The organism is Spirillospora sp. NPDC029432 (genome assembly GCF_040703975.1).
Lineage (GTDB): Bacteria > Actinomycetota > Actinomycetes > Streptosporangiales > Streptosporangiaceae > Spirillospora.
In genome coordinates, this window is sequence record NZ_JBEZWH010000027.1 from 64,551 (window position 1) to 90,179 (window position 25,629).

General features: G+C 72.4%; 18 protein-coding genes. 14 read left to right on the forward strand and 4 right to left on the reverse strand.

Annotated features, from left to right (window positions below; translation table 11 throughout):
• Nucleotides 1–32: 32 nt before the first annotated feature.
• The 5 genes from AB0881_RS22050 to AB0881_RS22070 all read left to right on the forward strand — a co-directional run bounded on the left by AB0881_RS22050 (nt 33) and on the right by AB0881_RS22070 (nt 7,205).
• Nucleotides 33–1,400, forward strand: a complete 1,368-nt coding sequence (locus AB0881_RS22050) for an FAD-binding oxidoreductase (protein WP_366619322.1) — start codon at nt 33–35, stop codon at nt 1,398–1,400.
• 116 nt (nt 1,401–1,516) lie between these two features.
• Complete coding sequence (locus tag AB0881_RS22055; RefSeq protein ID WP_366619324.1) at nt 1,517–2,782, forward strand: class I SAM-dependent methyltransferase; 1,266 nt, start codon at nt 1,517–1,519, stop codon at nt 2,780–2,782.
• A gap of 97 nt (nt 2,783–2,879) precedes the next feature.
• A complete protein-coding gene (locus AB0881_RS22060) occupies nt 2,880–3,785 on the forward strand; it encodes an alpha/beta hydrolase (protein ID WP_366619326.1) in 906 nt (301 codons plus the stop codon).
• Between the two features lie 121 nt (nt 3,786–3,906).
• On the forward strand, nt 3,907–5,154 hold the full coding sequence (locus AB0881_RS22065) for a cytochrome P450 (protein ID WP_366619328.1): 1,248 nt from the start codon (nt 3,907–3,909) through the stop codon (nt 5,152–5,154).
• A gap of 149 nt (nt 5,155–5,303) precedes the next feature.
• Entirely contained in the window at nt 5,304–7,205 is a 1,902-nt protein-coding gene (locus tag AB0881_RS22070) for a glycosyltransferase (protein ID WP_366619330.1), read from the forward strand.
• Nucleotides 7,206–7,239: 34 nt separating this feature from the next.
• Here AB0881_RS22070 and AB0881_RS22075 read toward each other — a convergent pair whose 3' ends face one another.
• A complete protein-coding gene (locus AB0881_RS22075; RefSeq protein WP_366619332.1) occupies nt 7,240–8,781 on the reverse strand; it encodes a long-chain fatty acid--CoA ligase in 1,542 nt (513 codons plus the stop codon).
• Nucleotides 8,782–9,269: 488 nt separating this feature from the next.
• Here AB0881_RS22075 and leuS point away from each other — a divergent pair, with 488 nt between their 5' ends.
• Nucleotides 9,270–11,774: a leucine--tRNA ligase gene (gene leuS / locus AB0881_RS22080; RefSeq protein WP_366619334.1), complete on the forward strand. Its 2,505-nt coding sequence runs from the start codon at nt 9,270–9,272 to the stop codon at nt 11,772–11,774.
• Nucleotides 11,775–12,099: 325 nt separating this feature from the next.
• Here the strand turns inward: leuS and lexA are convergent, their stop codons facing one another.
• Nucleotides 12,100–12,801 carry a transcriptional repressor LexA gene (gene lexA, locus AB0881_RS22085; RefSeq protein WP_366619336.1) on the reverse strand — a complete coding sequence of 234 codons (702 nt, stop codon included), beginning with the start codon at nt 12,799–12,801 and terminating at the stop codon, nt 12,100–12,102.
• A gap of 197 nt (nt 12,802–12,998) precedes the next feature.
• Between lexA and AB0881_RS22090 the strand changes: the two genes are divergently transcribed.
• From AB0881_RS22090 to AB0881_RS22115, 6 genes are all read left to right on the forward strand, one after another.
• Nucleotides 12,999–13,517 (forward strand): LysM peptidoglycan-binding domain-containing protein, encoded by a 519-nt coding sequence (locus tag AB0881_RS22090; protein ID WP_366619338.1) that lies wholly within the window; start codon nt 12,999–13,001, stop codon nt 13,515–13,517.
• Nucleotides 13,518–13,607: 90 nt separating this feature from the next.
• Nucleotides 13,608–15,200: an MFS transporter gene (locus tag AB0881_RS22095; RefSeq protein ID WP_366619339.1), complete on the forward strand. Its 1,593-nt coding sequence runs from the start codon at nt 13,608–13,610 to the stop codon at nt 15,198–15,200.
• A gap of 28 nt (nt 15,201–15,228) precedes the next feature.
• Nucleotides 15,229–16,311: a serine hydrolase domain-containing protein gene (locus AB0881_RS22100; protein ID WP_366619341.1), complete on the forward strand. Its 1,083-nt coding sequence runs from the start codon at nt 15,229–15,231 to the stop codon at nt 16,309–16,311.
• A gap of 224 nt (nt 16,312–16,535) precedes the next feature.
• Complete coding sequence (gene nrdR / locus AB0881_RS22105) at nt 16,536–17,006, forward strand: transcriptional regulator NrdR (protein ID WP_366619343.1); 471 nt, start codon at nt 16,536–16,538, stop codon at nt 17,004–17,006.
• A 119-nt stretch (nt 17,007–17,125) separates the two neighbouring features.
• Complete coding sequence (locus tag AB0881_RS22110; protein ID WP_366619345.1) at nt 17,126–19,954, forward strand: vitamin B12-dependent ribonucleotide reductase; 2,829 nt, start codon at nt 17,126–17,128, stop codon at nt 19,952–19,954.
• A gap of 167 nt (nt 19,955–20,121) precedes the next feature.
• Nucleotides 20,122–21,357, forward strand: a complete 1,236-nt coding sequence (locus tag AB0881_RS22115; RefSeq protein WP_366619347.1) for a cytochrome P450 — start codon at nt 20,122–20,124, stop codon at nt 21,355–21,357.
• Between the two features lie 42 nt (nt 21,358–21,399).
• Here the strand turns inward: AB0881_RS22115 and AB0881_RS22120 are convergent, their stop codons facing one another.
• Together AB0881_RS22120 and AB0881_RS22125 are read right to left on the reverse strand one after the other, a co-directional pair.
• Nucleotides 21,400–22,644 carry an MFS transporter gene (locus AB0881_RS22120; protein WP_366619349.1) on the reverse strand — a complete coding sequence of 415 codons (1,245 nt, stop codon included), beginning with the start codon at nt 22,642–22,644 and terminating at the stop codon, nt 21,400–21,402.
• Nucleotides 22,641–23,492 (reverse strand): alpha/beta hydrolase, encoded by an 852-nt coding sequence (locus AB0881_RS22125; protein ID WP_366619351.1) that lies wholly within the window; start codon nt 23,490–23,492, stop codon nt 22,641–22,643. The genes AB0881_RS22120 and AB0881_RS22125 overlap by 4 nt, the downstream gene beginning before the upstream one ends.
• A gap of 232 nt (nt 23,493–23,724) precedes the next feature.
• Between AB0881_RS22125 and AB0881_RS22130 the strand changes: the two genes are divergently transcribed.
• Together AB0881_RS22130 and AB0881_RS22135 are read left to right on the forward strand one after the other, a co-directional pair.
• Complete coding sequence (locus AB0881_RS22130; protein WP_366619353.1) at nt 23,725–24,633, forward strand: MerR family transcriptional regulator; 909 nt, start codon at nt 23,725–23,727, stop codon at nt 24,631–24,633.
• Nucleotides 24,634–24,660: 27 nt separating this feature from the next.
• The gene (locus AB0881_RS22135; protein WP_366619354.1) at nt 24,661–25,629 is read left to right on the forward strand and encodes a pirin family protein; all 969 of its coding nucleotides are present in this window, start codon (nt 24,661–24,663) and stop codon (nt 25,627–25,629) included.

Below are 25,629 nucleotides of genomic sequence, written 5' to 3' on the forward strand. Positions count from 1 at the left end.
GATCCTCGATTTACTGGGGCCGGGAGGGGTAGATGACGGAGCTTCTGGTCAAGGGCGATCACGAGCGGGCCGTGGAGGCGCTGCGCAGGTCGTACGAGTCGATCCCGGAGGGCGCGCCGGTACGGCTGGCCAAGCGCACCTCCAACCTGTTCCGCTGGCGGGACCCCTCGGCGGCGCCGGGGCTCGACGTGTCCGGGTTCGACCGCGTGCTGAACGTGGACCCCGAGGCCCGTACCGCCGAGGTGCAGGGCATGACCACCTACGAGGACCTGGTCGACGCGACACTGCCGCACGGGCTGATGCCGACGGTCGTGCCGCAGCTGAAGACGATCACGCTCGGCGGCGCCGTGACCGGGCTCGGGATCGAGTCCACCTCGTTCCGCCTCGGCCTGCCGCACGAGGCGGTCCTGGAGATGGACGTGCTCACCGGGGACGGGCGGATCGTCACCGCCACCCCCGACAACGAGCACAAGGACCTGTTCTACGGGTTCCCCAACAGCTACGGGACGCTCGGCTACGCCGTCCGCCTGAAGATCCGCCTGATCCCGGTGAAGCCGTACGTGCGCCTGCGCCACCTGCGCTTCACCGACGCCGGCGCGCTCGCCGAGGCGATGGCCGAGATCACCGAGACCGGCCGGTACGAGGGCGACACCGTCGACTTCCTCGACGGCACCGTCTTCAGCGCCGGCGAGCAGTACATCACCATCGGGATGTTCGACGACGAGGCGCCGTACACCTCCGACTACACCGGCCAGGAGATCTACTACCGGTCGATCCAGCGGCGGTCGACCGACTTCCTGACCGTGCGCGACTACATCTGGCGCTGGGACACCGACTGGTTCTGGTGCTCCGGCGCGTTCGGCGTCCAGAACCCGGTCGTCCGGCGGCTGTGGCCGGACAAGGCCAAGCGGTCGGACGTCTACCGGAGGCTCGTCGCCTACGACCGGCGCTACCAGCTGGTCGCGCGGGTCGACCGGTGGCGCGGGCAGCGCCCCCGCGAGGACGTCATCCAGGACATCGAGGTGCCGGTCGAGCGGCTGCCCGAGTTCCTGGACTTCTTCCACGACAAGGTGGGGATGAGCCCCATCTGGCTGTGCCCGCTGCGCGCCCGCGAGCGCTGGCCGCTCTACCCGCTCGAGCCCGGCCGCACTTACGTGAACGCCGGATTCTGGGGCACGGTGCGGATTCCTCCGGGGCAGATCCCCGAGTACCACAACCGGCTCATCGAGCGTCAGGTCGCGGCCCTTGACGGGCACAAGTCCCTCTATTCGACTGCTTTTTACAGCCGTGACGAGTTCTGGCGGTACTACGACGGGGAGACCTACCGGCGGCTCAAGGAGTCGTACGACCCCGGCACCAGGCTGCTGGACCTCTACGACAAGTGCGTGCGCGGACGCTGATCGTCCGCGGTTCGGGGGAGCCCTCGGCGGGGCCGCGTCACCACCTGGCCCTGTCGGGGGCAGCGTGATGACGCCATGCCCCCTGTCACGGGGGCGGAAAGACAGGAGGAATCACCATGACGCTGGCCAAGGTCTTCGAGGAACTCGTCGGGCCTGAGGCGCCAGTGGAGTTCGCGGCGTACGACGGGTCTCGGGCGGGGGTCTCAGGCGCCGGCATCCGGGTCGACGTGCGGTCACCGTACGCGGTCTCCCACCTGGTGCACGCGCCGGGCTCGCTGGGCCTGGCGCGCGCGTACGTCAGCGGCCATCTCGACGTCGACGGCGACATGTACGACACCCTCGCGACGATGCGGCACCTGTTCGACGAGGTGACCCCGGCCGACAAGGTGCGGCTGCTGGGGTCGGTCGTGCGCGACCCGCTGCTGCGCGCGGCCGTCAGCCGCCGGCTCGACCCGCCGCCGCAGGAGGCCCCCTTCAGCCGGGTGCCGTCCTGGCTGCGGCACTCCAAACGGCGCGACGCCAAGGCCATCTCCCACCACTACGACGTCTCCAACACCTTCTACGAGTGGGTCCTGGGCCCGTCGATGGCGTACACCTGCGCCTGCTACCCGGAGGACGGCGCCACCCTTGAGGAGGCGCAGTACTTCAAGCACGACCTGGTGGCCAAGAAGCTGGGCCTGGAGCCGGGCATGCGGCTGCTGGACGTCGGCTGCGGCTGGGGCGGCATGGTGATGCACGCCGCCAAGGAGTACGGCGTCAAGGCGCTGGGCGTGACGCTGTCGAAGCAGCAGGCCGAGTGGGCGCAGAAGGCGATCGCCGACCGCGGGCTCTCCGAGCTGGCCGAGGTGCGGCACTTGGACTACCGGGACGTGGCCGAGACCGGCTTCGACGCGGTCAGCTCCATCGGCCTCACCGAGCACATCGGGAAGAAGAACCTCCCGGCGTACTTCTCGTTCCTGTACGGGAAGCTGAAGCCGGGCGGCCGGATGCTCAACCACACCATCACCCGCCCGGACAACCTGGCTCCCGCGATGAAGCCGGGCGGCTTCATCAACCGGTACGTGTTCCCGGACGGCGAGCTGGAGGGCCCCGGCTACATCCAGATGCAGATGAACGACGCCGGGTTCGAGATCCGCCACCAGGAGAACCTCCGCGAGCACTACGCGCGGACGCTGGCCGGCTGGTGCCGCAACCTGGACGACCACTGGGACGAGGCCGTGAAGGAGGTCGGCGAGGGCACCGCCAGGGTGTGGCGGGTCTACATGGCCGGCTGCCGGCTGGGCTTCGAGCTCAACTGGATCCAGCTGCACCAGACGCTCGGCGTGAAGCTGGACGCGGACGGCGAGGCGCGCATGCCGCTGCGCCCCACCTGGGCGTCCTGACGGCCGAGCCGCGCGTGCAGGGCCTCGCTCCGGGTGGGCGGGGCCCTTCGCGTACCCCTGCGTGCATAATGGCGCCTTCCGGGCGAGGAGGGCGAACGTGGGCGAACAGCAGGGCGTCGAGCGCGGCACGGTCAAGGCGGGCGAGCTGGAGTTCGGGTATCTGGCGGCGGGGCCGGAGGGCGGGCCGCTGGCGCTGTGCCTGCACGGGTTCCCCGACTCGGCGTACACCTGGCGGCACCTGATGCCCGAGCTGGCCGCCGCGGGCTACCGGGCGGTGGCGCCGTTCATGCGCGGGTACGCGCCGACGTCGGTGCCGGGGGACGAGGCGTACCAGACGGGCGCGCTGGCGGCGGACGCCGTGGCGCTGCACGAGGCGCTGGGCGGCGGCTCCGACGCGGTGCTCATCGGGCACGACTGGGGCGCGTTCGCCACGTACGGCGCGGCGGCGCTCGCGCCGGACCGGTGGCGGAGGGCCGTCACGCTGGCGGTGCCGCCGCTGGACGCGATGCTGGGCTCGTTCTTCTCGTACGACCAGCTCAAGCGGTCGTTCTACATCTTCCTGTTCCAGACGCCGCTGGCCGAGATGGCGCTGAACGAGGCGTTCGTGGCGGGGCTGTGGCGCGACTGGTCGCCCGGGTACGCGGCGGACGCGCGGGCCGAGGACGTCGCGCACGTGATGGACTGCCTGGCCGCGCCGGAGAACGTCGCGGCGGCGATCGGCTACTACCGGGCGATGCTGGACCCGTCCAAGCTCGTCGCGCGGTACGCCTCGCAGCAGGAGGCGGCGGGCCGGCGGGGCGAGCGGCCGATCCTGTACCTGCACGGCGCGGACGACGGCTGCCTGGGCGCGGACGCCGTGATGCCGGGCGGGGACGCGGCGGGCGTCCTGGCGCGGCTGCCCGAGGGCTCGCGGGCCGAGACGGTCGCCGGGGCGGGGCACTTCCTCCAGCTGGAACGGCCGGGAGAGGTCAACGCAAAGATCCTCGAATGGCTCGCCTCCTGACATATACATGTAAGTGAGGTACGTCACTCGATCGGAGCATCGCTCGCCCTCCGCCGCTTGACTCTGACAGGGTGCATGTAAACCGAATCGCATTCTAGCTGGCGGGCGGGTGAAGACAGGGATGCTCAAGGTCGAGGACATCAACCTGACGGACTGGGACTTCTGGCGGCGGCCGCACGAGTTCCGGCACGAGGCGTTCAAGGCGCTGCGCTGGGAGCCGAGCCTGCGGCGCTTCGAGGAGCCCGACGTGGTGATCGTGCCGCGGGGGCCCGGCTACTACGCGCTCACCCGGCACGCCGACGTCGTGGAGGCGTCCCGGCGCCCGCAGGACTTCTGCTCGGGCAAGGGCGCCATCGCCATCCCGGACATGCCGGGCGACATGCACGAGTTCTTCGGCTCGATGATCAGCATGGACGACCCGCGGCACGCCAAGATCCGGCGGATCGTGTCGCGGGCGTTCTCGCCGCGCATGATCCAGCGGTTCGAGGACCAGGTGGACGCGGTCGCCGAGCAGCTCGCCGAGTCGGTCGCGGCCGGCGAGGGCACCGGCGACTTCGTCGCGGACATCGCCGCCCGGCTGCCACTGAAGATCATCTGCGATCTGATGGGGATCGGCGAGGAGCACTACAAGACCGTCCTGGACGCCACCAACGTCATCCTGGCCGGCAACGATCCCGAGTTCGTCGACAACACCGACGCCGAGGCGATGGCGCTCGGCCTGCTCACCGCCGGCCAGACGCTCAAGGACCTGGTCGAGGAGCTGGGCCGCAGGCGCCGCGCCGAGCCGACCGGCGACCTCACCTCCGCGCTGGTGAACGCCAACATCGACGGCGAGTCGCTGACCGACCAGGAGCTCGGCTCGTTCTTCATCCTGCTGGTGGTCGCCGGCAACGAGACCACCCGCAACGCCATCGCGCACGGCCTCGACCTGTTCACCCGCCACCCCGAGCAGCGGGCGCTGCTGGTGGAGGACTTCGAGGGCCGGATCGCGGGCGCCGTCGAGGAGATCGTCCGGTACGTCTCGCCGGTCATCTGGATGCGCCGCACCGCCACCCGCGACACCACGCTGAACGACCACGAGATCAAGGAGGGCGACAAGCTCGTCCTCTACTACTGGTCGGCCAACCGCGACGAGACCGTGTTCACCGACCCCGAGAAGTTCGACATCCTGCGCGACAACAAGGAGCACGTCGGCTTCGGCGGGCCCGGCCCGCACTTCTGCCTCGGCGCGCACCTGGCCCGGCGCGAGATCACCACGATGTTCCGGACGCTGCTGCGGCGGTTCCCGGAGATCCGCGCGGCGGGCGAGCCGGACCGGCTGGAGTCCAACTTCATCAACGGGATCAAGCGCCTGCCGTACACGTTCTGAAACGGGGACCGGAGCACCGGCGGGACCGCGGGCCGACATCCGGGTGAACAACGGATGTCGGCTCGCGAGCCCCCCGGGACCGCGGCCCCGGCCCGGTCTAGCGTGGATCCGCTGGAGCGTCGCCGTGACGCGCTGACCGGGGGTGCCCTGTGACCGATCCTGTGCTGGAGCCCGCGCTCGCCGAGGCGGAGCGGGAGCGGGACGAGCGCGAGCGGCAGATCGAGCACCTGCGGCGGGCGCTGTCCGACATGGCGCGCCGGCTCGGCGACACCGACCGGGAGCGGGCCGTCCAGGCGCACCGGGCCGACCGCGCCGAATGGCAGGCCGAGAAGATCCGCCGGCGGCGCTGGTGGCGCCTCGGCGACGCCGTGTCCGCGCTGCGCCGCCGCCCGCTGTCGCCCGCCTCGTACGGGACGCTGCGGGCCGCCCTGCGCCCCCGCCCCGCGCCCGCCCCGCCCCCGGCCGCGCCGCGCCTGCCCCGGCATCCGGAGGTCCGCGTCGCCGACACCGAACTCCTCGGCGACGTGCCGGCGCTCGACCTCCCGGACGGGCCGGTCGCCCGCCCCGGCGTGACCGCCGCCGTCGTGGCGAGCCCGCCGATCGCGGCGGCGCTGCGGTACGAGTGGCGCCAGCTCGACGTGCCGCCCGGCCGGGGCTGGCGCACGCTCTTCGAGGCCGAGCGCCCCGATCTCCTCTTCGTCGAGCCGGGCGGCCGGGGCGACCTGCCGCTGGAGGAGATCGCCGGATGGTGCCGCGAGCACGGCGTCCCCACCGCGTACTGGGACACCGGCGAGGGCACCCTGGAGGAGGCGCGGCACTTCGACCACGTCTTCGCCACCGGCGAGCGTCCGTACGCCGGCGCGGTCGGAGGCGTCCACGAGCTGCCGTACGCGGCCCAGCCCCGCATCCACAACCCGATGCGGGGACCGGACCAGGGCCGCTACCCCCTCCTCTACGAAGGGGACTACGACGCCGGAGCCGAGGCGCTCCTCGGTCCCGCCCCCAAGCTCGGCGCCCACTTCTACGGGACCGGCTTCCCCCACCTCTACCGGCAGCGGGTCGTCCCGGAGCTCCCGTACGAGCGGGCCCTCACGGCGCGCAAGCGCTACCAGGTGCTCATCGCGCCCCACCCGCGCCTGGCGTACGAGGCCGCCGCAGCCGGCGTCCCGACCGTCCGGCCCGCGGAGGTGACCGACGCGGCCGACGCGTCCCGGCTGCTCAGGGCGCTCCTGGCGGGACCGGAGATGCGCGACCGGCGGGCGCATCTGGCGCTGCGCGACGTCCACGCCCGCCACACGTACCGGCACCGCGTCGGCACCGTCCTCGAAACGGTGCTCGGAGCGCGCGACGACACCCCGCCGCCCTCGGTGTCGCTGGTGCTGCCGACGTGCCGGGCCGAGCAGATCGGCCCGGCCATCGAGCGCGCGGCGCGGCAGGTGTGGCGGCCGCTGCAGCTGGTCGTCGTCCTGCACGCCGTGGCGGTCGATCCGACCCTGGTGGAGAAGCGGGCCCGGGACGCGGGTCTCGACGACGTCGTGGTGATCGAGGCCGACGCCGCGCTGCCGCTCGGCGCCTGCCTCAACCTGGGCGTCGAGGCCGCGGACGGCGCGTACATCGGCAAGATGGACGACGACGAGCTGTACGGCCCGCACTACGTCGCCGACCTGCTGCCCGCCTTCGGCTACACCGACGCGGCCGTCGTCGGGAAGCTCGCCCACTACACCCACCTCGCCTCGATCGACGCGATGGTGCTGCGCCACCCCGGCCAGGAGCACCGCTACGTGAACGTGCTGCGCGGCGGCGCGCTGCTGGCCGAGGGCGGCCTGCTCCGCGAGTACCGCTTCGCCGAGGTCGGCAGGGGCGAGGACACCGACCTGTTCCGGCGGCTGCGCGCGGACGGCGTGCTGGTGTACGCGGCCGACCGCTACTCGTTCGTCACGATCCGGCACGCCGACCCCGAACGGCACACCTGGCGCCCGAGCGACCTGGAGCTGCTCGCCGACGGCCGGGTCCTCCACTACGGGCTGGCCGAGCGGCACGTCCTGTTCTGATCCTGGACGCGCCGCCCGGCCGCTCCGCCGGCGGCTAGCGCAGCTCGCGCTTGAGGATCTTGCCGGTGGCGGTCATAGGCAGCTCGTCGCGGAACTCCACGATCCGCGGGTACTTGTACGCGGCGAACTGCTCCTTGCCCCACGCGACCAGCTCGTCCTCGGTGACCGTGGCGTCCGGCTTGCGGATCACGTACGCCTTGATCTCCTCGCCGTGGCTGTCGTGCGGAACCCCCACCACCGCGGCCAGGGAGACGTCCGGATGGGTCATCAGGACCTCCTCCAGCTCCCGCGGGTACACGTTGAAGCCGCCCCGGATGATCATGTCCTTGGAGCGGTCGATGATGTAGTAGAAGCCGTCCTCGTCGCGGCGCGCGATGTCGCCGGTGCGGAACCAGCCGTCCCGGATCGCCTCGGCGGTGGCCTCCGGGCGGCCGTAGTAGCCCTTCATGATGCAGTGGCCGCGCACCGCGATCTCGCCCGGGCCCTCGCCCTCGATCGTCTTCCAGTCCTCGTCGATCAGCTTCATGTCCACGCCCCAGATCGGCGTGCCGATCGAGCCCGGCTTGGTGGGCCGGTCGGGCTGGTTGAACGAGGCGACCGGCGACGTCTCCGACAGGCCGTACCCCTCCAGGACCTTGACCCCGAACTTCTTCTCGAAGCCGTTCAGGACCTCCAGCGGCAGCGAGGCGCCGCCCGAGGTGCAGGCGGTCAGGTTGGCCGCGACCTCCTCGGCCGGCACCGTGCCCTGGTCGGACAGCAGCGCCCAGTACATCGTCGGGACGCCGGAGAACAGCGTCACCTTCTCCTTGGCCATCAGCCTCAGCGCCTCGGCCGGCTCGAACCGGGCCTGGAGGACGAGCGTCGCGCGGCGGCGGAAGCCGACGTTCATCACGCAGGACTGGCCGAACGCGTGGAAGAGCGGCAGCACGACCAGCGCCACGTCGTGCTCCTGCTTCTCGAACATGGTGTCCGAGACGAACGCGTTCATGAGCATGTTCGAGTGCGACAGCTCGGCGCCCTTGGGCTGGCCGGTGGTGCCGCTGGTGTAGAGGATCACCGCGGTGTCGTCGGCGCCGGTGGGCGCGGCGTCGAACGTGCCCGGCTGCGCGCCGATGGTCGGCCAGAACAGCTCGGCGTCCTCGTACGGCGACTCCGAGGCGGCCGGGTCGGCGGTCATCAGGATGAGGTGCTCGCAGCCCTCGGCCTGCTGGAACCCGGCGTGGCCCGCCTCGCCCATCGGCAGCTCGGGGGTGCCCTCGAAGACGAACAGCGCCTTGGAGTCGGAGTCCTCCAGGTGGTAGGCGATCTCGCGCGGCTTGAGCAGCACGTTGAGCGGGACGACGGCGGCGCCGGCCTTGAGGATGCCGAAGTACACCATCGGGAAGTACGGGACGTTCGGGCACGAGAGCGCGACCTTGTCCCCGGCGCCGATCCCGCGCGAGCGCAGGAGATTGGCCACCTGGTTCGCGATCATGTCGATCACCGCGTACGACAGCCGCATGTCACCGAAGACGACGGCGTCCCGGTCGGGGGACTTGCGGGCCGCGTCCTCCAGCAGGACGGAGAGGTTGAGCATGGCACTCCTCGCGCGGGGCTTGGGCATAAGCCGGTTGTTACTGACGAGTGTACGAACGGTTCCGCACATCCTGCTGCATAAGGAACACGCGGCGCGAGCCCTTCGCACGTACTTTGACGTGGGAATCCGCGTTCCGAGGGGCCGGGGTGGCGGGCGGGAGGCGGATCGACACGGTGCGTGCTCACAGCGGCCACGGTGCGACCGCACAACACGGGAGGCAACACGGGGCGACGCGGGTGGCGGCGCGGGGGAGACCGTCCGGAACCGGCCGCCGCGCAAGCCCTCGCACGGATGATCGGCTCGCCCAGCGGACCCCCTTGCCCCTGCGCTAGTCTTTGTTGTATGCGGACCCGGCTGCTTCTCAGCCGGCCGCGCCGGCCCTAGGCAGGGCGGTGCGGCTACCCCTCGTCGCACGAGGGGTCCTTTCATGTCAGGGCATCGCCACGGGACCGCGCCCGTACCGAGACAGGACCAGTGGAGTAGCGACCGTGAGCAGCGACGACACCTTCCGCGAAGCACCGGCGGGAGGGGGCCCGGGTGACGGGTACGACCCCAGGGCCGTCCAGGACAAATGGCAGGCCCGGTGGGCGGAGCTCGACCCGTTCAAGGCCGCCGGCGGGGACGACCCCCGCGAGAGTCGCTACGCGCTCGACATGTTCCCCTACCCGTCCGGGGACCTCCACATGGGGCACGCGGAGGCGTTCGCCATCGGCGACGTCGTGGCGCGCTACTGGTTCCAGAAGGGCTACAACGTCCTGCACCCCATCGGGTGGGACTCCTTCGGCCTGCCCGCCGAGAACGCCGCGATCAAGCGCGACTCGCACCCGGCCGAGTGGACGTACGCCAACATCGACACGCAGGCGGCCTCGTTCCAGCGGTACGCGCCCTCGTTCGACTGGTCCCGGCGGCTGCACACCAGCGACCCCGAGTACTACAAGTGGACGCAGTGGCTGTTCCTGCGCTTCTACGAGCGCGGGCTGGCCTACCGCAAGGGCGGCCAGGTCAACTGGTGCCCCAACGACCAGACCGTGCTGGCCAACGAGCAGGTCGTCGGCGGCCACTGCGAGCGCTGCGGCGCGCTGGTCGAGCGACGGGTGCTCACCCAGTGGTACTTCAAGATCACCGAGTACGCCGACCGGCTGCTGGACGACATGGCCGCGCTGGAGGGCAAGTGGCCCGAGCGCGTCCTGCTCATGCAGCGCAACTGGATCGGCCGCTCCACCGGCGCCGACGTCGACTTCGTGATCGAGGGCCGGGACGAGCCGGTCACCGTCTACACCACGCGCCCCGACACCCTGTACGGCGCGACGTTCATGGTCGTCGCCGCCGACGCCCCGCTGGCCGACGAGGTCTGCGCGCCCGAGCAGCGCGCCGCGTTCGAGTCGTACCGCGCCGAGGTCTCCCGCGAGAGCGAGATCGAGCGGCTGTCCACCGAGCGCGAGAAGACCGGCGTGTTCCTGGGCCGGTACGCGGTCAACCCGGTCAACGGCGAGCGGATCCCCGTCTGGGCCTCCGACTACGTGCTGGCCGAGTACGGGCACGGCGCGATCATGGCGGTGCCGGCGCACGACCAGCGGGACCTGGACTTCGCGCTGAAGTTCGGGCTGCCCGTCCGCGTCGTCGTCGAGACCGGCGAGACCGACCCGGCCGCGAGCGGCGTGGCCACCGCCGGCGACGGCCGGATCGTCAACTCCGGCCCGATCGACGGGCTGGCCAAGGCCGACGCGATCGAGCGGATCACCGGGATCCTGGCCGGCAAGGGCCTGGGCAAGGCCGCCGTCAACTTCCGGCTGCGCGACTGGCTGGTCTCCCGGCAGCGCTTCTGGGGCTGCCCGATCCCGATCGTGCACTGCGACGCCTGCGGCGAGGTCCCCGTCCCGGACGACCAGCTGCCCGTCCGGCTGCCCGACGACATGCGCGGCTCCGACCTGGCCCCCAAGGGCACCTCGCCGCTGGCGTCCAACGCCGCCTGGGTGAACACCGAGTGCCCCAAGTGCGGCGGGGCCGCCAGGCGCGACACCGACACCATGGACACCTTCGTCGACTCGTCCTGGTACTACTTCCGCTACTGCTCGCCCGGCTACACCGAGGGCCCGTTCGACGTCGAGCAGGTCCGCCGCTGGATGCCCGTCGACCAGTACACCGGCGGTGTCGAGCACGCGATCCTGCACCTGCTGTACAGCCGGTTCTTCACCAAGGTCCTGTACGACATGGGCATGGTGGACTTCACCGAGCCGTTCACCCGGCTGCTCAACCAGGGCCAGGTCATCCTGAACGGCAAGGCGATGTCGAAGTCGCTGGGCAACATGGTCGACCTGGGCGCCCAGATCGACGAGTTCGGCGTCGACGTCGTCCGGCTGGCGATGCTGTTCTCCGGCCCGCCCGAGGACGACATCGACTGGGCCGACGTGTCGCCGCACGGCATGTCCAAGTTCCTGAGCCGCGTCCACCGGATCGCCACCGAGGTCACCGCCCCGGTGGGCACCGACCCGGCCACCGGCTCGACCGACCTGCGGCGCGCCACCCACCACGCGATCGAGGAGGCCACCGGCCTGGTCGAGGTCCGCCGCTTCAACGTGGCGATCTCGCGGATCATGGAGCTGGTGAACGCCACCCGCAAGGCCATCGACGGCGGCGCGGGCCCCGCCGACCCGGCCGTCCGGGAGGCCGCCGAGGCGATCACGGTGATGCTGTCGCTGTTCGCGCCGTACACCGCCGACGAGACGTGGGAGATCCTGGGCCACGAGGCCCCGGTCGCCACCGCCGGCTGGCCCGCGGCCGATCCGGCGCTGCTGGTCCAGGAGTCGGTGACCTGCGTCGTCCAGGTCGCCGGCAAGGTCCGCGACCGGCTGGAGGTCTCGCCCGGCATCGACCCGGCGGACCTGGAGCGGCAGGCCCTGGAGTCCGCCAAGATCAAGGAAGCGCTGGCCGGCCGCGGCATCCGCAAGGTCATCGTCCGCGCGCCCAAGATCGTCAACATCGTCCCCGCCTGACGGGGACGGCGCACCAGGTCGTACCAGGTCATACCAGGTTCGCTCGGGCGGCACCGGACCCGTTCCGGTGCCGCCGGAGCGGCCCTGACGGGGACTCGCGGGTCAGGGTCCCCGAGAGCTCGAAGAGGCGCTGGGGAGCGCCGAGGCAGCCGAGGAAACGGTCACGGCACCGCCGCGGGGGCGGCGGGCCCGGGCCGGAGGACACGAAGACACGACCGCCCGGGGACGCGGCTTACGCCGCGTTCCCGGGCGGTCACGACAGATCACATACAGCAGGCGGGGGCAGTCCGACGCGGGGGTCAGATGCGGGAGTCACATGGAAGTGTCACATCTTGCGCAGGACCGCTACGACGCGACCGAGGACGGAGGCCTCGTCGCCCGGGATCGGCTCGTAGGCGGGGTTCTGCGGCATCAGCCAGATGTGCCCGTCGCGGCGCTTGAAGGTCTTCACCGTCGCCTCGCCGTCGATCATGGCGGCGACGATGTCGCCCTGCTCGGCGACCGGCTGCTGCCGGACCACGACCCAGTCGCCGTCGGCGATGGCGGCCTCGATCATCGAGTCACCGGTCACCTTCAGCAGGAAGTGGGTGCCCTCGCCGACCAGCTGCTTGGGCAGCGTGAAGACGTCCTCGACGGCCTCCTCGGCCAGGATCGGGCCACCGGCGGCGATGCGGCCGACCAGGGGGACGTAGGCGGGCGCCGGGCGGGTCGCGGTCTCGGCGGCCGTGCCGGGGGCCTCGAACGCCTCATCGTCGGTGCGGACCGGGGTGGTGCCGGGGACCCGGACCTCGACGGCGCGGGGGCGGTTGGGGTCGCGCCGGAGGTAGCCCTTGCGCTGCAGGGCGCGCAGCTGGTGCGAGACGCTGGAGGTGCTGGTCAGGCCGACCGCCTCGCCGATCTCGCGCATCGACGGCGGGTAGCCGCGGCGCTGGACCGAGTCGCGGATGACTTCCAGCACCATGCGCTGCCGCTGGGTGAGACCGCTCTCGTCCCCAGGGCCGTCGGGCAGCTCCCGGACCTTGCTCATCGCTCGTCGCCTCCCCGGCGCTGGATCCGTCACTCCTTGTCATGGCACGTTATCGCGTCCGCACCCGATGATCAAACAATTGTTCGAAGAATGTCCTCGCGTTTCGCCCCCGGATTGATGTACAACATCGTACAGGCGTTCGATCGAAAATGCATTCGAACGCGGGGGAGTGCACGGCTGACCGCAGGAGGGCCGAGATGGCGGGGTCGCCCGAGGGGACGCGCGACAGGACCGATGCCCCGATGACCGCCCCGAAGAGACCGGACGAAGTGGCGGAAAGGCTCACCGGCCACGCCGGCCACGCCGGCCACGCCGGCCACGCCGGCCACACTGGCCGCGCCGGGCGCGCCGGGCGCGTAGAGGGCGCCGGGCGTCCCGCCGGGCCGCCGCCGCTGCGGCTGACCAGGCGCGGCCGCGGCGTGCTGATCGGGACCGTGGCGACCGGGCTGCTGGTGACGTTCTGGCTCACCGCGGGGCTGGGCGCCAGCGCGGGCGACGGCACCGAGCGGCCCGCCCAGCGCATGTCCGACGAGGCCGACCGGGGCGACCGGGCCCGGACCGTGGTGGTCGAGCCCGGCGAGACGCTCTGGGAGATCGCCTCCCGGGACGACCCGGACGGCGACCCGCGGGTCACGGTGCGCCGCATCATCGACCTGAACGGGCTCGCCGGCACGTTCATCCAGCCGGGCCAGGAGCTGCGCATGCCGGCCCGCTAGATTTTTCGGCGCGGCGTGTAGAGAACGCCGCGCCGGCTCCGACCCCTTCGTGAACGGCGCCCGCAGGGGGCGCCAGGAGGAGGGGGCGCCATGGAGCCGCACACCCGCACAGACACCGCGCACGCCGCGCAGGCCAGGGCCGGCCGGCGCGAATGGGCGGGACTCGCCGTCCTCGTCCTGATCGCGCTGATGGTCTCGATCGATGTCTTCGTCCTGCTGCTGGCGCTGCCGCACCTGAGCGCGGACCTGGGCGCGACCGCCACCCAGCAGCTGTGGATCATGGACGTCTACGGCTTCCTGCTGTCCGGGTTCCTGATCACGATGGGCGGGCTGGGCGACCGGATCGGGCGCCGCCGGCTGCTGCTGATCGGGGCGGCCGCGTTCGGCACCGCCTCGGTGGTGGCCGCGTACGCGCCGACCCCCGAGCTGCTGATCGCGGCGCGGGCGCTGCTGGGCGTGGCCGGGGCCACCCTGGCGCCCTCGACGCTGTCGCTGATCGGCACGATGTTCCGCGACCCGCGGCAGCGGTCGCTGGCGATCGGCGTGTGGCTGGTCGGCGTCATGGGCGGCGCCGCGCTCGGGCCGGTCGTGGGCGGGCTGCTGATCGGGCACTTCTGGTGGGGGTCGGCGTTCCTGCTCGGCGTGCCCGCGGCCGTCCTGCTGCTGGTGCTCGGTCCGCTGCTGCTGCCCGAGTACCGCGCCCCCGGCGCGGGCCGGATCGACCTGGCCAGCGTGGCGCTGTCGCTGGCGGCGATCCTGCCGGCCGTGTACGGGATCAAGGAGCTGGCGCACGCCCCGGGGGCGCTGCCCGTCGCCGTGCTGGGCGCCGGGCTCGCCGCCGGCGCGCTCTTCGTCCGGCGGCAGCGGCGGCTCGCCGACCCGCTGATCGACCTGCGGCTGTTCCGCAACCGGGAGTTCGGCGCCGCCCTGGGCGGCACGCTGGCGGCGACGCTGCTGGGCGGCGCGATCATGATGTTCCTGACCCAGCACCTCCAGCTGGTGCAGGGCCTGTCCCCGCAGGCCGCCGCGCTGTGGATGCTGCCCGCGCTCGGCGCCAACACGCTGGGCTTCCAGATCTCCCCGCTGCTGGCCCGGCGGATCCGCCCGGCGCGGCTCATCGCGGCCGGGATGGCCGTGTCGGTCTGGGGGCTGCTGCTGCTGACCCAGGTCGGGACGGACCGCGACCCGGTCCTGCTGATCACCGGCTGGGGGCTGATCGGGCTGGGCTCGGGCCCGCTGGTCACGCTGGCGGCCGACCTGGTGGTCGGCTCCGTGCCGCAGGAGCGGGCCGGTTCGGCGGCGGCCATGAACGAGACCAGCGGCGAGTTCGGGTTCGCGCTCGGCATCGCGCTCCTCGGCAGCGCCGGCACGGTCCTCTACCGGTCCCTGATGGACGCGCCGGGCGCGGCGGGGGAGAGTCTGGCGGGTGCCGTGGCGCAGGCCGGTAGTCTTCCCTCCCCCGCCGGTGAGGCGCTGCTGGAGTCGGCTCGCGCGGCGTTCACCACCGGGCTGCACGCGGTCGCCTTCGGGAGCGCCGTGCTGCTGGCCGCGATGGCCGTGCTGATCGCCGTGCTGCTGCGCCGCGTACCGCCGATCGGCGCCGAGCGCGAGCCCGAGCCCGGCACCGAGCCCGGGTCCGAGCCCGCCGAGCGGCCGGGGCCCGTCCCCGCCGACGCCTCCTGAACGAGCCTGAACGAGAAACGGGAAGACGATGCTGCAGCAGAGGATCAAGGACGCGATCGACCGGATGGTCGCGCAGGGCACCGAGACCGGGGTCCAGGTGTCGGTCTACCGGCACGGCGAGCCGGTGGTGGAGGCCGTCGCGGGCGTCGCCGATCCCGCGACCGGACGCCCGGTCACGCCCGGTACGCCGTTCTACGCGGCCTCCACCGGCAAGGGCGTGACCGCGACGGTGGTCCACGTGCTGGCGGAGCGGGGGGTCCTGGCATACGACACGCCCATCGCCGAGCTGTGGCCGGAGTTCGCCGCGCACGGCAAGGGCGCGGCGACCGTCCGGCACGCCCTCTCGCACACCCTCGGCCTGCCGGGCCTGCCGCCGCACGTGACGGTCGAGGACCTGTGCGACTGGGACGGCATGTGCGCGCTGATCGCCGGCCTGGAGCTCTGGTGGGAGCCGGGGACGAAGACCGCCTACCACTCCCACACGTACGGCCACATCCTCGGCGAGGTCGTGCGGCGCGCCACCGGAAGGCCGATCTCGCAGGTGCTGCGCGAGGAGGTGGCCGGGCCGCTCGGCGTGGCGGACGAGCTGTACTTCGGCGTCCCCGCCGCCGAGCAGGGCCGGCTGGCGCGGCTGGAGAGCACGCCGGAGGTCGAGGAGGCGGTGGCGGGGATGCGCGCGATGTTCGGCGCGGTGATGCCGCCGGAGCTGGTCCCGCACGCCGCGTACGGGAACCGCGCCGACGTCCTGGCCGCCGACATCCCCGCCGGAGGCGTGATGACCGCCCGCGCGGTGGCGCGGATGTACGCCGCGCTGCTGGACGAGGTGGACGGCGTCCGGCTGGTCTCCCCGGACCGCCTCCGCGAGATCTCCGGACCGGCGTTCACCGGCACCGATGAGATCATGGGGAACCCGGCGACCTGGGCGCTCGGCTACGCGCTCGGCCCGCTGGCCCCGGCGCGCCCGCGCGCGTTCGGGATGCCGGGCATGGGGGGAAGCGCCGCGTACGCGGATCCGGACTCCGGGACGGCCTTCGCGGTGACCAAGAACCGCTTCGACCCGACCAGGGCGAGCGCCGTCGACGAGATCGCCGCGATCGTCGCGGAGGGCTGACGGGAGGGGCGTACGGGGGTCCGGAGGGCGACACGCCGGGCGGGGCGCGAGAGCCCCGATGTGACCAGGGTCTACGGGCGGGGGTCCCGTTCCAGGTTGCGCAGCCCTCCGGATCCTCGTACGGTTGACCACAACATCTAGTAGTTACATGGATGTCATTAACCACAAGTTGTGCTTGTGGGGGAAACGGATTTCGCCGGAGTCGGTCGGGAAGAGGAGGGGACGTGCACTGCCCGTTCTGCCGAAGCCCCGACACGAAAGTGATCGACAGCCGTTCCACCGATGACGGCGCGGCCATTCGGCGCCGCCGTTCGTGCCAGGAATGCGGCAAGCGATTCACGACGCAGGAGAACGTGCTCCTGATGGTCGCCAAGCGAAGCGGCGTCACCGAGCCGTTCTCCCGGGAAAAGATCATCGCCGGGGTGCGCAGGGCCTGCCAGGGCCGCCCGGTCGACGAGGATGCGCTCGCCAAGCTGGGCCAGCGGGTGGAGGAGGCGATCCGGGCGACCGGATCGGCGGAGATTCCCTCGCACGAGATCGGCCTGGCCATTCTCGGGCCGCTCGGTGATCTCGACGAGGTCGCCTATCTGCGGTTCGCGTCGGTCTACCGGAGTTTCGAGTCGCTGGACGACTTCGCCCGGGAGATCGAGTCCTTGCGCACGAGCGGTTCCTCGGGGGAGCCCGGCCGGCCCTGACGGGCCGGTCCGAAAGCAGACAAAGCAGACGTGAAGTGCCCGCGGCCCGGGATGGACCGGCCGCCGGGCGGGGTTGTTCCTGAACAGGGCCCGGCGGGAGGGCCCGAGAGGGGGAAGGCATGACGGAGACGGTGAGCGGCTCGGCGGCCCGGCGCGGCAAGGGGGGCCGCAAGGGGTTGAAGATCGAGCGCATCTTCACCACGCCCGGCGTGCATCCGTACGACGAGCTGCGCTGGGAGCGTCGTGACGTCGTCATGACCAACTGGCGCGACGGCTCGGTGAACTTCGAGCAGCGCGGGGTCGAGTTCCCCGAATTCTGGTCGGTGAACGCCGTCAACATCGTGGCGTCCAAGTACTTCCGCGGCGCGGTCGGCACCCCGCAGCGCGAATGGAGCCTCAAGCAGCTGGTCGACCGGGTCGTGAAGATGTACACCGACACCGGCCTGGAGAACGGCTATTTCGCGTCCGAGCAGGACGCCGAGATCTTCGACCACGAGCTGAAGCACGCGCTGGTCCACCAGATGTTCAGCTTCAACTCGCCGGTCTGGTTCAACGTCGGCACCAAGTCGCCGCAGCAGGTCAGCGCCTGTTTCATCCTCTCCGTGGACGACACGATGGAGTCGATCCTGGAGTGGTACAAGGAAGAGGGCGTGATCTTCAAGGGCGGTTCGGGGGCCGGTCTCAACCTCTCCCGCATCCGTTCCAGCAAGGAGCTGCTGTCCTCGGGCGGCACGGCCAGCGGCCCGGTGTCGTTCATGCGCGGCGCCGACGCCTCCGCCGGAACGATCAAGTCCGGCGGCGCCACCCGGCGGGCCGCCAAGATGGTCGTGCTGGACGTGGACCACCCGGACGTGGCCGAGTTCATCGAGACCAAGGCCCGCGAAGAGGACAAGATCCGCGCCCTCCGCGACGCCGGCTTCGACATGGACCTCGGCGGCAAGGACATCGGCAGCGTCCAGTACCAGAACGCCAACAACTCGGTCCGCGTCTCCGACGAGTTCATGCGCGCGGTCGAGTCCGGCGGCGAGTTCGGGCTGCGCGCCCGGATGACCGGCGAGGTCGTCGAGACCGTCAACGCCAAGGACCTGTTCCGGCTGATGGCCAAGGCCGCCTGGGAGTGCGCCGACCCCGGCATCCAGTACGACGGCACGATCAACGACTGGCACACCAACCCGGAGTCGGGCCGGATCACCGCCAGCAACCCGTGCTCGGAGTACATGTCCCTGGACAACTCCTCCTGCAACCTGGCCAGCATCAACCTGCTGAAGTTCCTGGCCGCCGACGGCACGTTCGACGTCCAGCGGTTCGTGAAGCTGACCGAGCTGATCATCACCGCGATGGACATCTCGATCACCTTCGCCGACTTCCCGACCGAGAAGATCGCGCAGACCACCCGCGACTACCGGCAGCTGGGCATCGGCTACGCCAACCTCGGCGCGCTGCTGATGGCGACCGGGCACGCCTACGACTCCGAGGGCGGCCGCTCCCTCGCCGCCGCCGTCACCTCGCTGATGACGGGCGTCGCGTACCGCCGCTCCGCGGAGTTGGCGGGCGTCGTGGGCCCGTACGAGGGGTACGCCCGCAACGCCGACGCGCACAAGCGCGTCATGCGCAAGCACGCCGCCGCCAACGACGGCATCCGCACGCTCGACGAGATGGACCGCGCCGTGCACGCGGCGGCGGCCAAGCAGTGGGCCGAGTGCCTCAAGGCCGGCGAGAAGCACGGCTACCGCAACGCGCAGGCGTCGCTGCTGGCGCCCACCGGCACCATCGGCCTGATGATGGACTGCGACACCACCGGCATCGAGCCCGACCTGGCCCTGGTCAAGTTCAAGAAGCTGGTCGGCGGCGGCTCCATGCAGATCGTCAACCACACGGTGCCGCGCGCCCTGGAGAAGCTCGGCTACCAGCAGGAGCGGATCGAGGCGATCGTCGAGTACATCTCCGAGCACGGCCACGTCGTGGACGCGCCGGGCCTGCGCCCCGAGCACTACGAGGTGTTCGACTGCGCGATGGGCGAGCGGGCGATCAGCCCGATGGGCCACGTCCGGATGATGGCGGCGACCCAGCCGTTCCTGTCCGGCGCCATCTCCAAGACCGTCAACATGCCCGAGCAGGCCACCATCGAGGACATCGAGAAGGTCTACTTCGAGGGCTGGCGGCTCGGCCTCAAGGCCCTGGCGATCTACCGCGACAACTGCAAGGTCGGCCAGCCGCTGTCGGCGTCGAAGCGGACCGAGGAGCCCAAGGCGGCGGAGGCGCCCGCCGACGCGACGCCCCGTCCCGTCCGCAAGCGCCTGCCCAAGCAGCGCCCGGCCACGGTCACCCGCTTCTCGGTCGCCGGCGCCGAGGGCTACATGACGGCCTCCTCGTACCCGGACGACGGCGTCGGCGAGGTCTTCCTCAAGCTCGGCAAGCAGGGCTCCACGCTGGCCGGCGTGATGGACGCCTTCTCCATGGCGATCTCCATCAGCCTCCAGTACGGCGTCCCGCTGGAGACCTGGGTCGAGAAGTTCACCAACATGCGCTTCGAGCCCGCCGGGATGACCGACGACCCGGACATCCGGATGGCCACCTCGGTGATGGACTACATCTTCCGCCGGCTGGCCCTGGACCACCTGTCGTTCGAGACGCGCGCCGAGCTGGGCATCCTCAGCGCCGCCGAGCGGGCCCTGCAGGCCGACGGCAAGGACCCGGCGACCCTGCACGAGGACGAGCTGGACCAGGAGAGCCTGGCCCAGAGCGCCGAGATCAAGCGTCCCAAGGCGGAGGCCGAGACCCCGGCCGCCGCCCCGGCGCCCGAGGCGCACTCCTCGATGGAGGTCATCGAGAGCCGCCAGGGCCGTACCGCGGACGCCCCGCTCTGCCTGACCTGCGGGACGAAGATGCGCCCGGCCGGCAGCTGCTACGTCTGCGAGGGCTGCGGCTCCACCAGCGGCTGCAGCTGACGCCAGCGGTTCGTGAGGGGGCTCGGACATGGTCCGGGCCCCCTTCCCGCGTCGGGGTCCGGGACGGGTGGGGCCCGGGCGGCGGGGGGAGTGGTCGGGACGGCCATTGCCTGGAGTGAAGTGCCGAGTTAGCGTGCGATTCGGGGCAAGCCGACCAAAAGGGACGTATGGCTACGCACTCGGACACCGTCGCCCGGATCCCGCACCCCTTCTACCAGGACGCCCAAGGGGTCAACCGGCCCCCGGGGCCGGAGAAGCACCCCAACTACACCGAGTTCGCGGCCACCGGGTCCGGAGTGGTCCCGATCGTGCGGACCGTGAACGGGAAGCGCATCGACGCGCTGCTGATCTGCCGGTACGACGACGTGCGGACGGTGCTGCGCCGCCAGGACGTCTTCTCCCGGGAGGCGGCCGCGCACGCCGACGACGTCGACGTGTCCGGCACGGTCCTCGGGATGGACGGCGAGCGGCACGCGCGGGTGCGCGGCGTCGTGCGCGACGCCTTCGCCATGGCGGCCGTGGACGGGATGCGTCCCGGGCTGGAGCGGGCCGCGGCGGAGCGGCTGGCCGCCATGAAGGCCGGCGGGCGGCGCGCCGACCTGATGGACGACTTCGCGCTGCCGTTCACCCTGGACGCCGTCTGCGACCTGCTCGGCCTGCCGCTCGAGGACCGGATGAGGTTCCGCTCCTGGAGCGACATGTTCCTCAACACGGCCGACATCAGCCGTGAGGAGGCCGCCCGTTCCGCCGAGGAGATGGGCGCCTATCTGTGGGGGCAGATCGACGCCCGGCGCACCAGCCCGTCCGGCGATCTCCTCAGCAGGATCGCCGTGGACGGCGCCGACCTGCCGCCGGACATCCAGGTCAAGCTGGCGCTGGCGCTGGTCGTCGGGGGCTGGGAGACCGCCGCCGGCTCGATCTGCCGCTTCGTCCACGTCCTGTGCACGCGCCCGTACGGCGACCACCCGACCGGCTGGGAGTACCTCCTCGCCAACCCGGGGGAGATCGACACCGCCGTCACCGAGCTGGAACGGCTCTACTCGACCACGGCCGGCGACGACATGCCGCGCCGCGTGATGGCGGACGTGGAGCTGCCGAGCGGTGCCCGGCTGCGGGAGGGGGACATCGTCATCCCGTCGCACGACGCCGCCAACCGCGATCCGCGCGCGTTCGGCGACCCCGGCCGGATGGACTTCGGCCGCACGCCGAACCGGCACATGTCGTACGGGCACGGCGCGCACTACTGCATCGGCGCGCCCCTCGGCGCGCTGGAGATCCGCATCGCCATCGCGGCGCTGCTGCGCGAGCTGCCCGCGCTGCGGCCGGCCGTACCGCCCGGCGAGGTCCGGTGGAAGGCGGGCCAGAGCCTCACCTCACCGGAGTCACTCCCGATCGAGTGGTAGCCGCCCGGGGTCAGGGGGCGGCCCCGGACCCCGGGACACCGGTCAGCCCCGCTGTTCCGCGACCGGGCGGGCGGCGGGTGCCGGGGCGGTGCCCGTCCGCCACAGCAGGACCGCGCAGACCGCGGCGGCCAGGACGGGCAGCGTCGTGAGCAGGACGATGTCCCGGCCGGGGAGGGCGAGGCCGAGCAGGACGCCGCCGATGCCGGGGCCGACGATGGACCCGGCGCGGCCGAGCGCGGCCGCCCAGCCGACGCCGGTGGTGCGGGTCGCGGCCGGATACAGCGCGACCGCCATGGTGAGCTGGCCGATCTGGCTCCCGATCAGCCCGGCGCCCGCGCCGCCGATCACGAGCAGCAGCGGCCCGTCGCCGAGCTCGACCCGGGCGACCACCAGCGCGCAGACCGCGCCCAGCAGCGACATCGCGCACAGCGCCGGCGCGATCCTGATCCGGGCGGCCAGCCAGATCAGCACGATCCCGCCGAGGATGCCGCCGAAGCTGAAGTACGCCAGGCCCAGCGGCGCCTCGGACTCGGCGAAGCCGAAGTCGGTCAGCAGCGCGGGCACCCAGGACTGCAGCGTGTAGGCGGACACGAACACCAGGAACGAGAACGTCCAGATCAGCAGGGTGCTGGTGCGGAGTCCGGGACGGAACAGCTCGCCGACGCGCTCGCCCCGCCGGGCTTCGCCGCCGGTGCCGGCGGCGGTCGCGGGCGGCAGGCGCCACGCCATCGCGGCGGCGAGGACCAGCGGGGCCCCGCCGGCGAACCAGAAGACCCCGGCGGGCCCGAGCGTCTCCAGCATCCGGCCGCCGAACACGCCGCCGAGGGTGGCGCCGCTCGCCAGGCCCAGGGTCACGGTGACCGAGACCCGCTCGCGCCACCGGGACGGGCTGTGCTCGGTCGCCAGCGCCACCGCCGCGGGCAGCACGGCGCCCAGCCCGAGCCCGGTCAGCACGCGGGTGACGCCGAGGACGCTGATCGATTGCAGCGCGAGCGTCGCCGCCGTCAGCAGCGTGCCGGCGGCGAAGAACACCACCCCTCCGATCAGCAGCCGGCGCCGGCCGAGCCGGGCGCCCAGCGGCCCGGACGCGAGGTAGCCCACCACGACGCCGAGGTTGGTCAGCACCAGCGGCATGGTGAACGCGGCGCGCTCGACGCCCCACTCCCTGGCCAGCGTGGGGACGGAGAAGGCCAGCGCGGCCGCGTCGAACCCGTCGAGCAGCACCGCCAGGAACGCCAGGACGACCACGGACCACAGCACGCGGCGCGGCTCCCCGCCGCCGCTCATGAGCGGCCTCCGAAGACGACGGCCCGCGCGGCCGCGAACAGCGGCGAGTCCGGGTCGGCGAACGCGGCCCCGGTGCCGACGTGGTCGGTCCCGGTCAGGACGACGGTCGCGGGCCGGTGCCCGGCCTTCTCCAGCGCCTCCACCAGCAGCCGTCCCTCCCGCTCGAAGAATCCGCCGTCGTGCGCCTTGTTGTTGGGTTCGGGGTCGCCGTAGGAGACCACGACCCCCGGGGGCGCGTGCGTGATCCGCGTGTGCGGGCTGAGGCGCTCCGCGTCGGCGGTGCCCGGCTCGGCGGTGCGCAGGTCGACGGGCGGGCTCATGCACACGGCGCCGACCGTCCCGTCGAGCCGATCCGCCCAATCGGTCATGGTGACCATGGCGGTGAGGTGCGCGCCCGCCGAGTGCCCGGCCACGGTGACGCGGTCCGGATCGCCGCCGAACCCGGACGCGACGCGCCGCGCCCAGCGCACGGCCAGGGCCGCGTCGTCGACGGCGTCGGCGATCGTGTGCTCGGGGACCAGCCGGTAGCCGCAGGACACGAACACCGCTCCCGCCTCCACCCAGGGGGCGGCGAAATGGTCGTAGAAGGCCGGATGGCCCTCCCGCCACCGCCCGCCGTGGAAGTAGACGATCACCGGGCACCCGGCCGCGCCCTCCGGGTGGTAGACGTCGGCGAGCTGCGCCGGATCGGGACCGTACTTGAGGTCCAGCGCGTGCGGAAAGGCGTCCCGGACCTCGGCCCGCTTCTCCAGCGCGGTCTCGTAGAAGCCCTTCCAGTCCGCGTGGTAGTCGCCGGGGTTCCGGTACGTGAAGTACGCCGTGGGATCGGCCGGTCGGATCGGGGTCAACGCCGCTCCTTCGGAGGTCAGGGGCCGTGTCGCGGACGGATCGACGGTGGCGGGGGCCGTCACGGTCACGCTGTGTCCGCGCTCACATCCTGGCGCCTCAACGTATGATTGGGTAATTGCATATTCGGGTTCCGCTATAGCCGTACGGGCATAGCGTGCCGAGTGATCATGCGGGAACCGGCCGCGGAAAGCGTTTGAGGTTCCAGCGGCTGGAAGGTGCAGAGTCGTCTCCATGAGCTCGACGAGCGCGGGGTTCACCATCGGGCAGCTGGCCCGCCGTACCGGCCTGTCGGCGCGGACGATCCGGTTCTGGTCCGACAGCGGGCTGGTGCCGGCCGGCCGGTCCGCCGGCGGCTACCGGCTCTACGACGCCGCGGCGGTGGCCCGGCTCGAGCTCGTCCAGACCCTGCGCGAGCTGGGTCTCGGGCTGGACCAGGTACGGGCCGTGCTGGCGCGCGCCGACACGGTCGCCGAGGTGGCGGCCGCGCAGGTGGCCGCGCTGGACGCGGAGATCCGCACGCTCCGGCTGCGCCGCGCCGTGCTGAGCACGGTCGCCGAGCGCGGGAGCACGATCGAGGAGACGCTACTGATGCACCGGCTGGCAAGGCTGTCCGCGCGCGAGCGGCAGCAGATCATCGACGATTTCGTCGCGGAGGTCGTCGAGGGCATCGACCCCGACGGGCCCGCGATGGGGATCGCGGAGAACATGCGGCGGCTGCCGGAGCTGCCCGACGACCCCGCCCCCGAGCAGGTGGACGCCTGGATCGAGCTGGGCGAGCTCGTCGCCGACGAGGACTTCCGGCGGCGCGTCCGCGAGATGGCGGTCGCCGGGAGCGCCGGCGCCGGCGAGCCGCCCTCCGGGCCCGACCCGCGGGCCGTCACCGAGCACGTCGGGCGGGCGCTGGACGAAGGGGTCACCCCCGGCTCGGCGGCGGGCCGGGCCGTCCTGGACCGGATCGTCCCGCCGGACACCCCGGCGGCCGAACGGGCCCGGCTCCGGAAGACGCTGGAGACGTTCACCGACGCCCGGGTCGAGCGCTATTGGCACCTGATGGCGATGATCAAGGGCGACCCGCCGCCGCCCGCGGGCGTCCCGGCCTACGAGTGGCTGATCGAGGCCCTGCGCGCGAGCGGCGGATGACCGCCCGCCGCGAGTACCGTGGGGCGGGTGAGCGATCTCCAGACCAGGCCGGCGCCGGTGGTGTGCGGCGGGCGTGACGACGTGGCCGGCGGGCCGGTGCGCGAGCTGCTGAAGCCGCGCGCCGTCCCGCTCGGCGAGAGCACCGTGGTGCGCAGGCTGCTGCCCACCCTGGGACGGCGGATGGTGGGCGCCTGGTGCTTCGTCGACCACTACGGGCCCGACGACATCGAGGGCGAGCCCGGCATGCAGGTGCCGCCGCACCCGCACATCGGCCTGCAGACGGTGAGCTGGCTGCACGCGGGCGAGGTGCTGCACCGCGACAGCGTCGGCAGCGTCCAGACCGTGCGGCCGAAGGAGCTCGGCCTGATGACGGCCGGGCGCGCGATCGCGCATTCGGAGCAGTCGCCGCGCGAGCACGGGCGGATGCTGCACGGCGCGCAGCTGTGGGTGGCCCTGCCCGAGGAGCGCCGGAACGTCGCGCCCGCGTTCGAGCACCACGCCGACCTGCCCGCCGTGACCGGCCCCGGGTTCCGGGGCACGGTCATCCTGGGCGAGCTGGACGGCGCCGCCTCGCCGGGCGCGGCGTACACCCCGATCGTGGGCGCCGACCTGGAGCTCGCGGACGGCGCGGACGTGCGGCTCCCGGTGGAGCCCGACTTCGAGTACGCGGCGCTGACCATGTCCGGGATCACCGAGGTCGACGGCGTCCGGCTGGAGCCCGGCTCGATGCTCTACCTCGGCTGCGGGCGGCGGGAGCTGCCGCTGCGGGCGGACGCCGGCGGCGCCGGGCTGGTCCTGCTGGGCGGCGAGCCGTTCGAGGAGAGGCTCGTGATGTGGTGGAACTTCGTCGGCCGGACCGGCGAGGAGATCGCTCAGGCGCGCGCCGACTGGACGGCGGGGGAGCGGTTCGGCCGGGTCGAGGGGTACGAGGGTGCCCCGCTGGCCGCGCCCGACCTGCCCTCCGTGCCGCTGAAGGCGCGGGGCCGTACCCGCTAG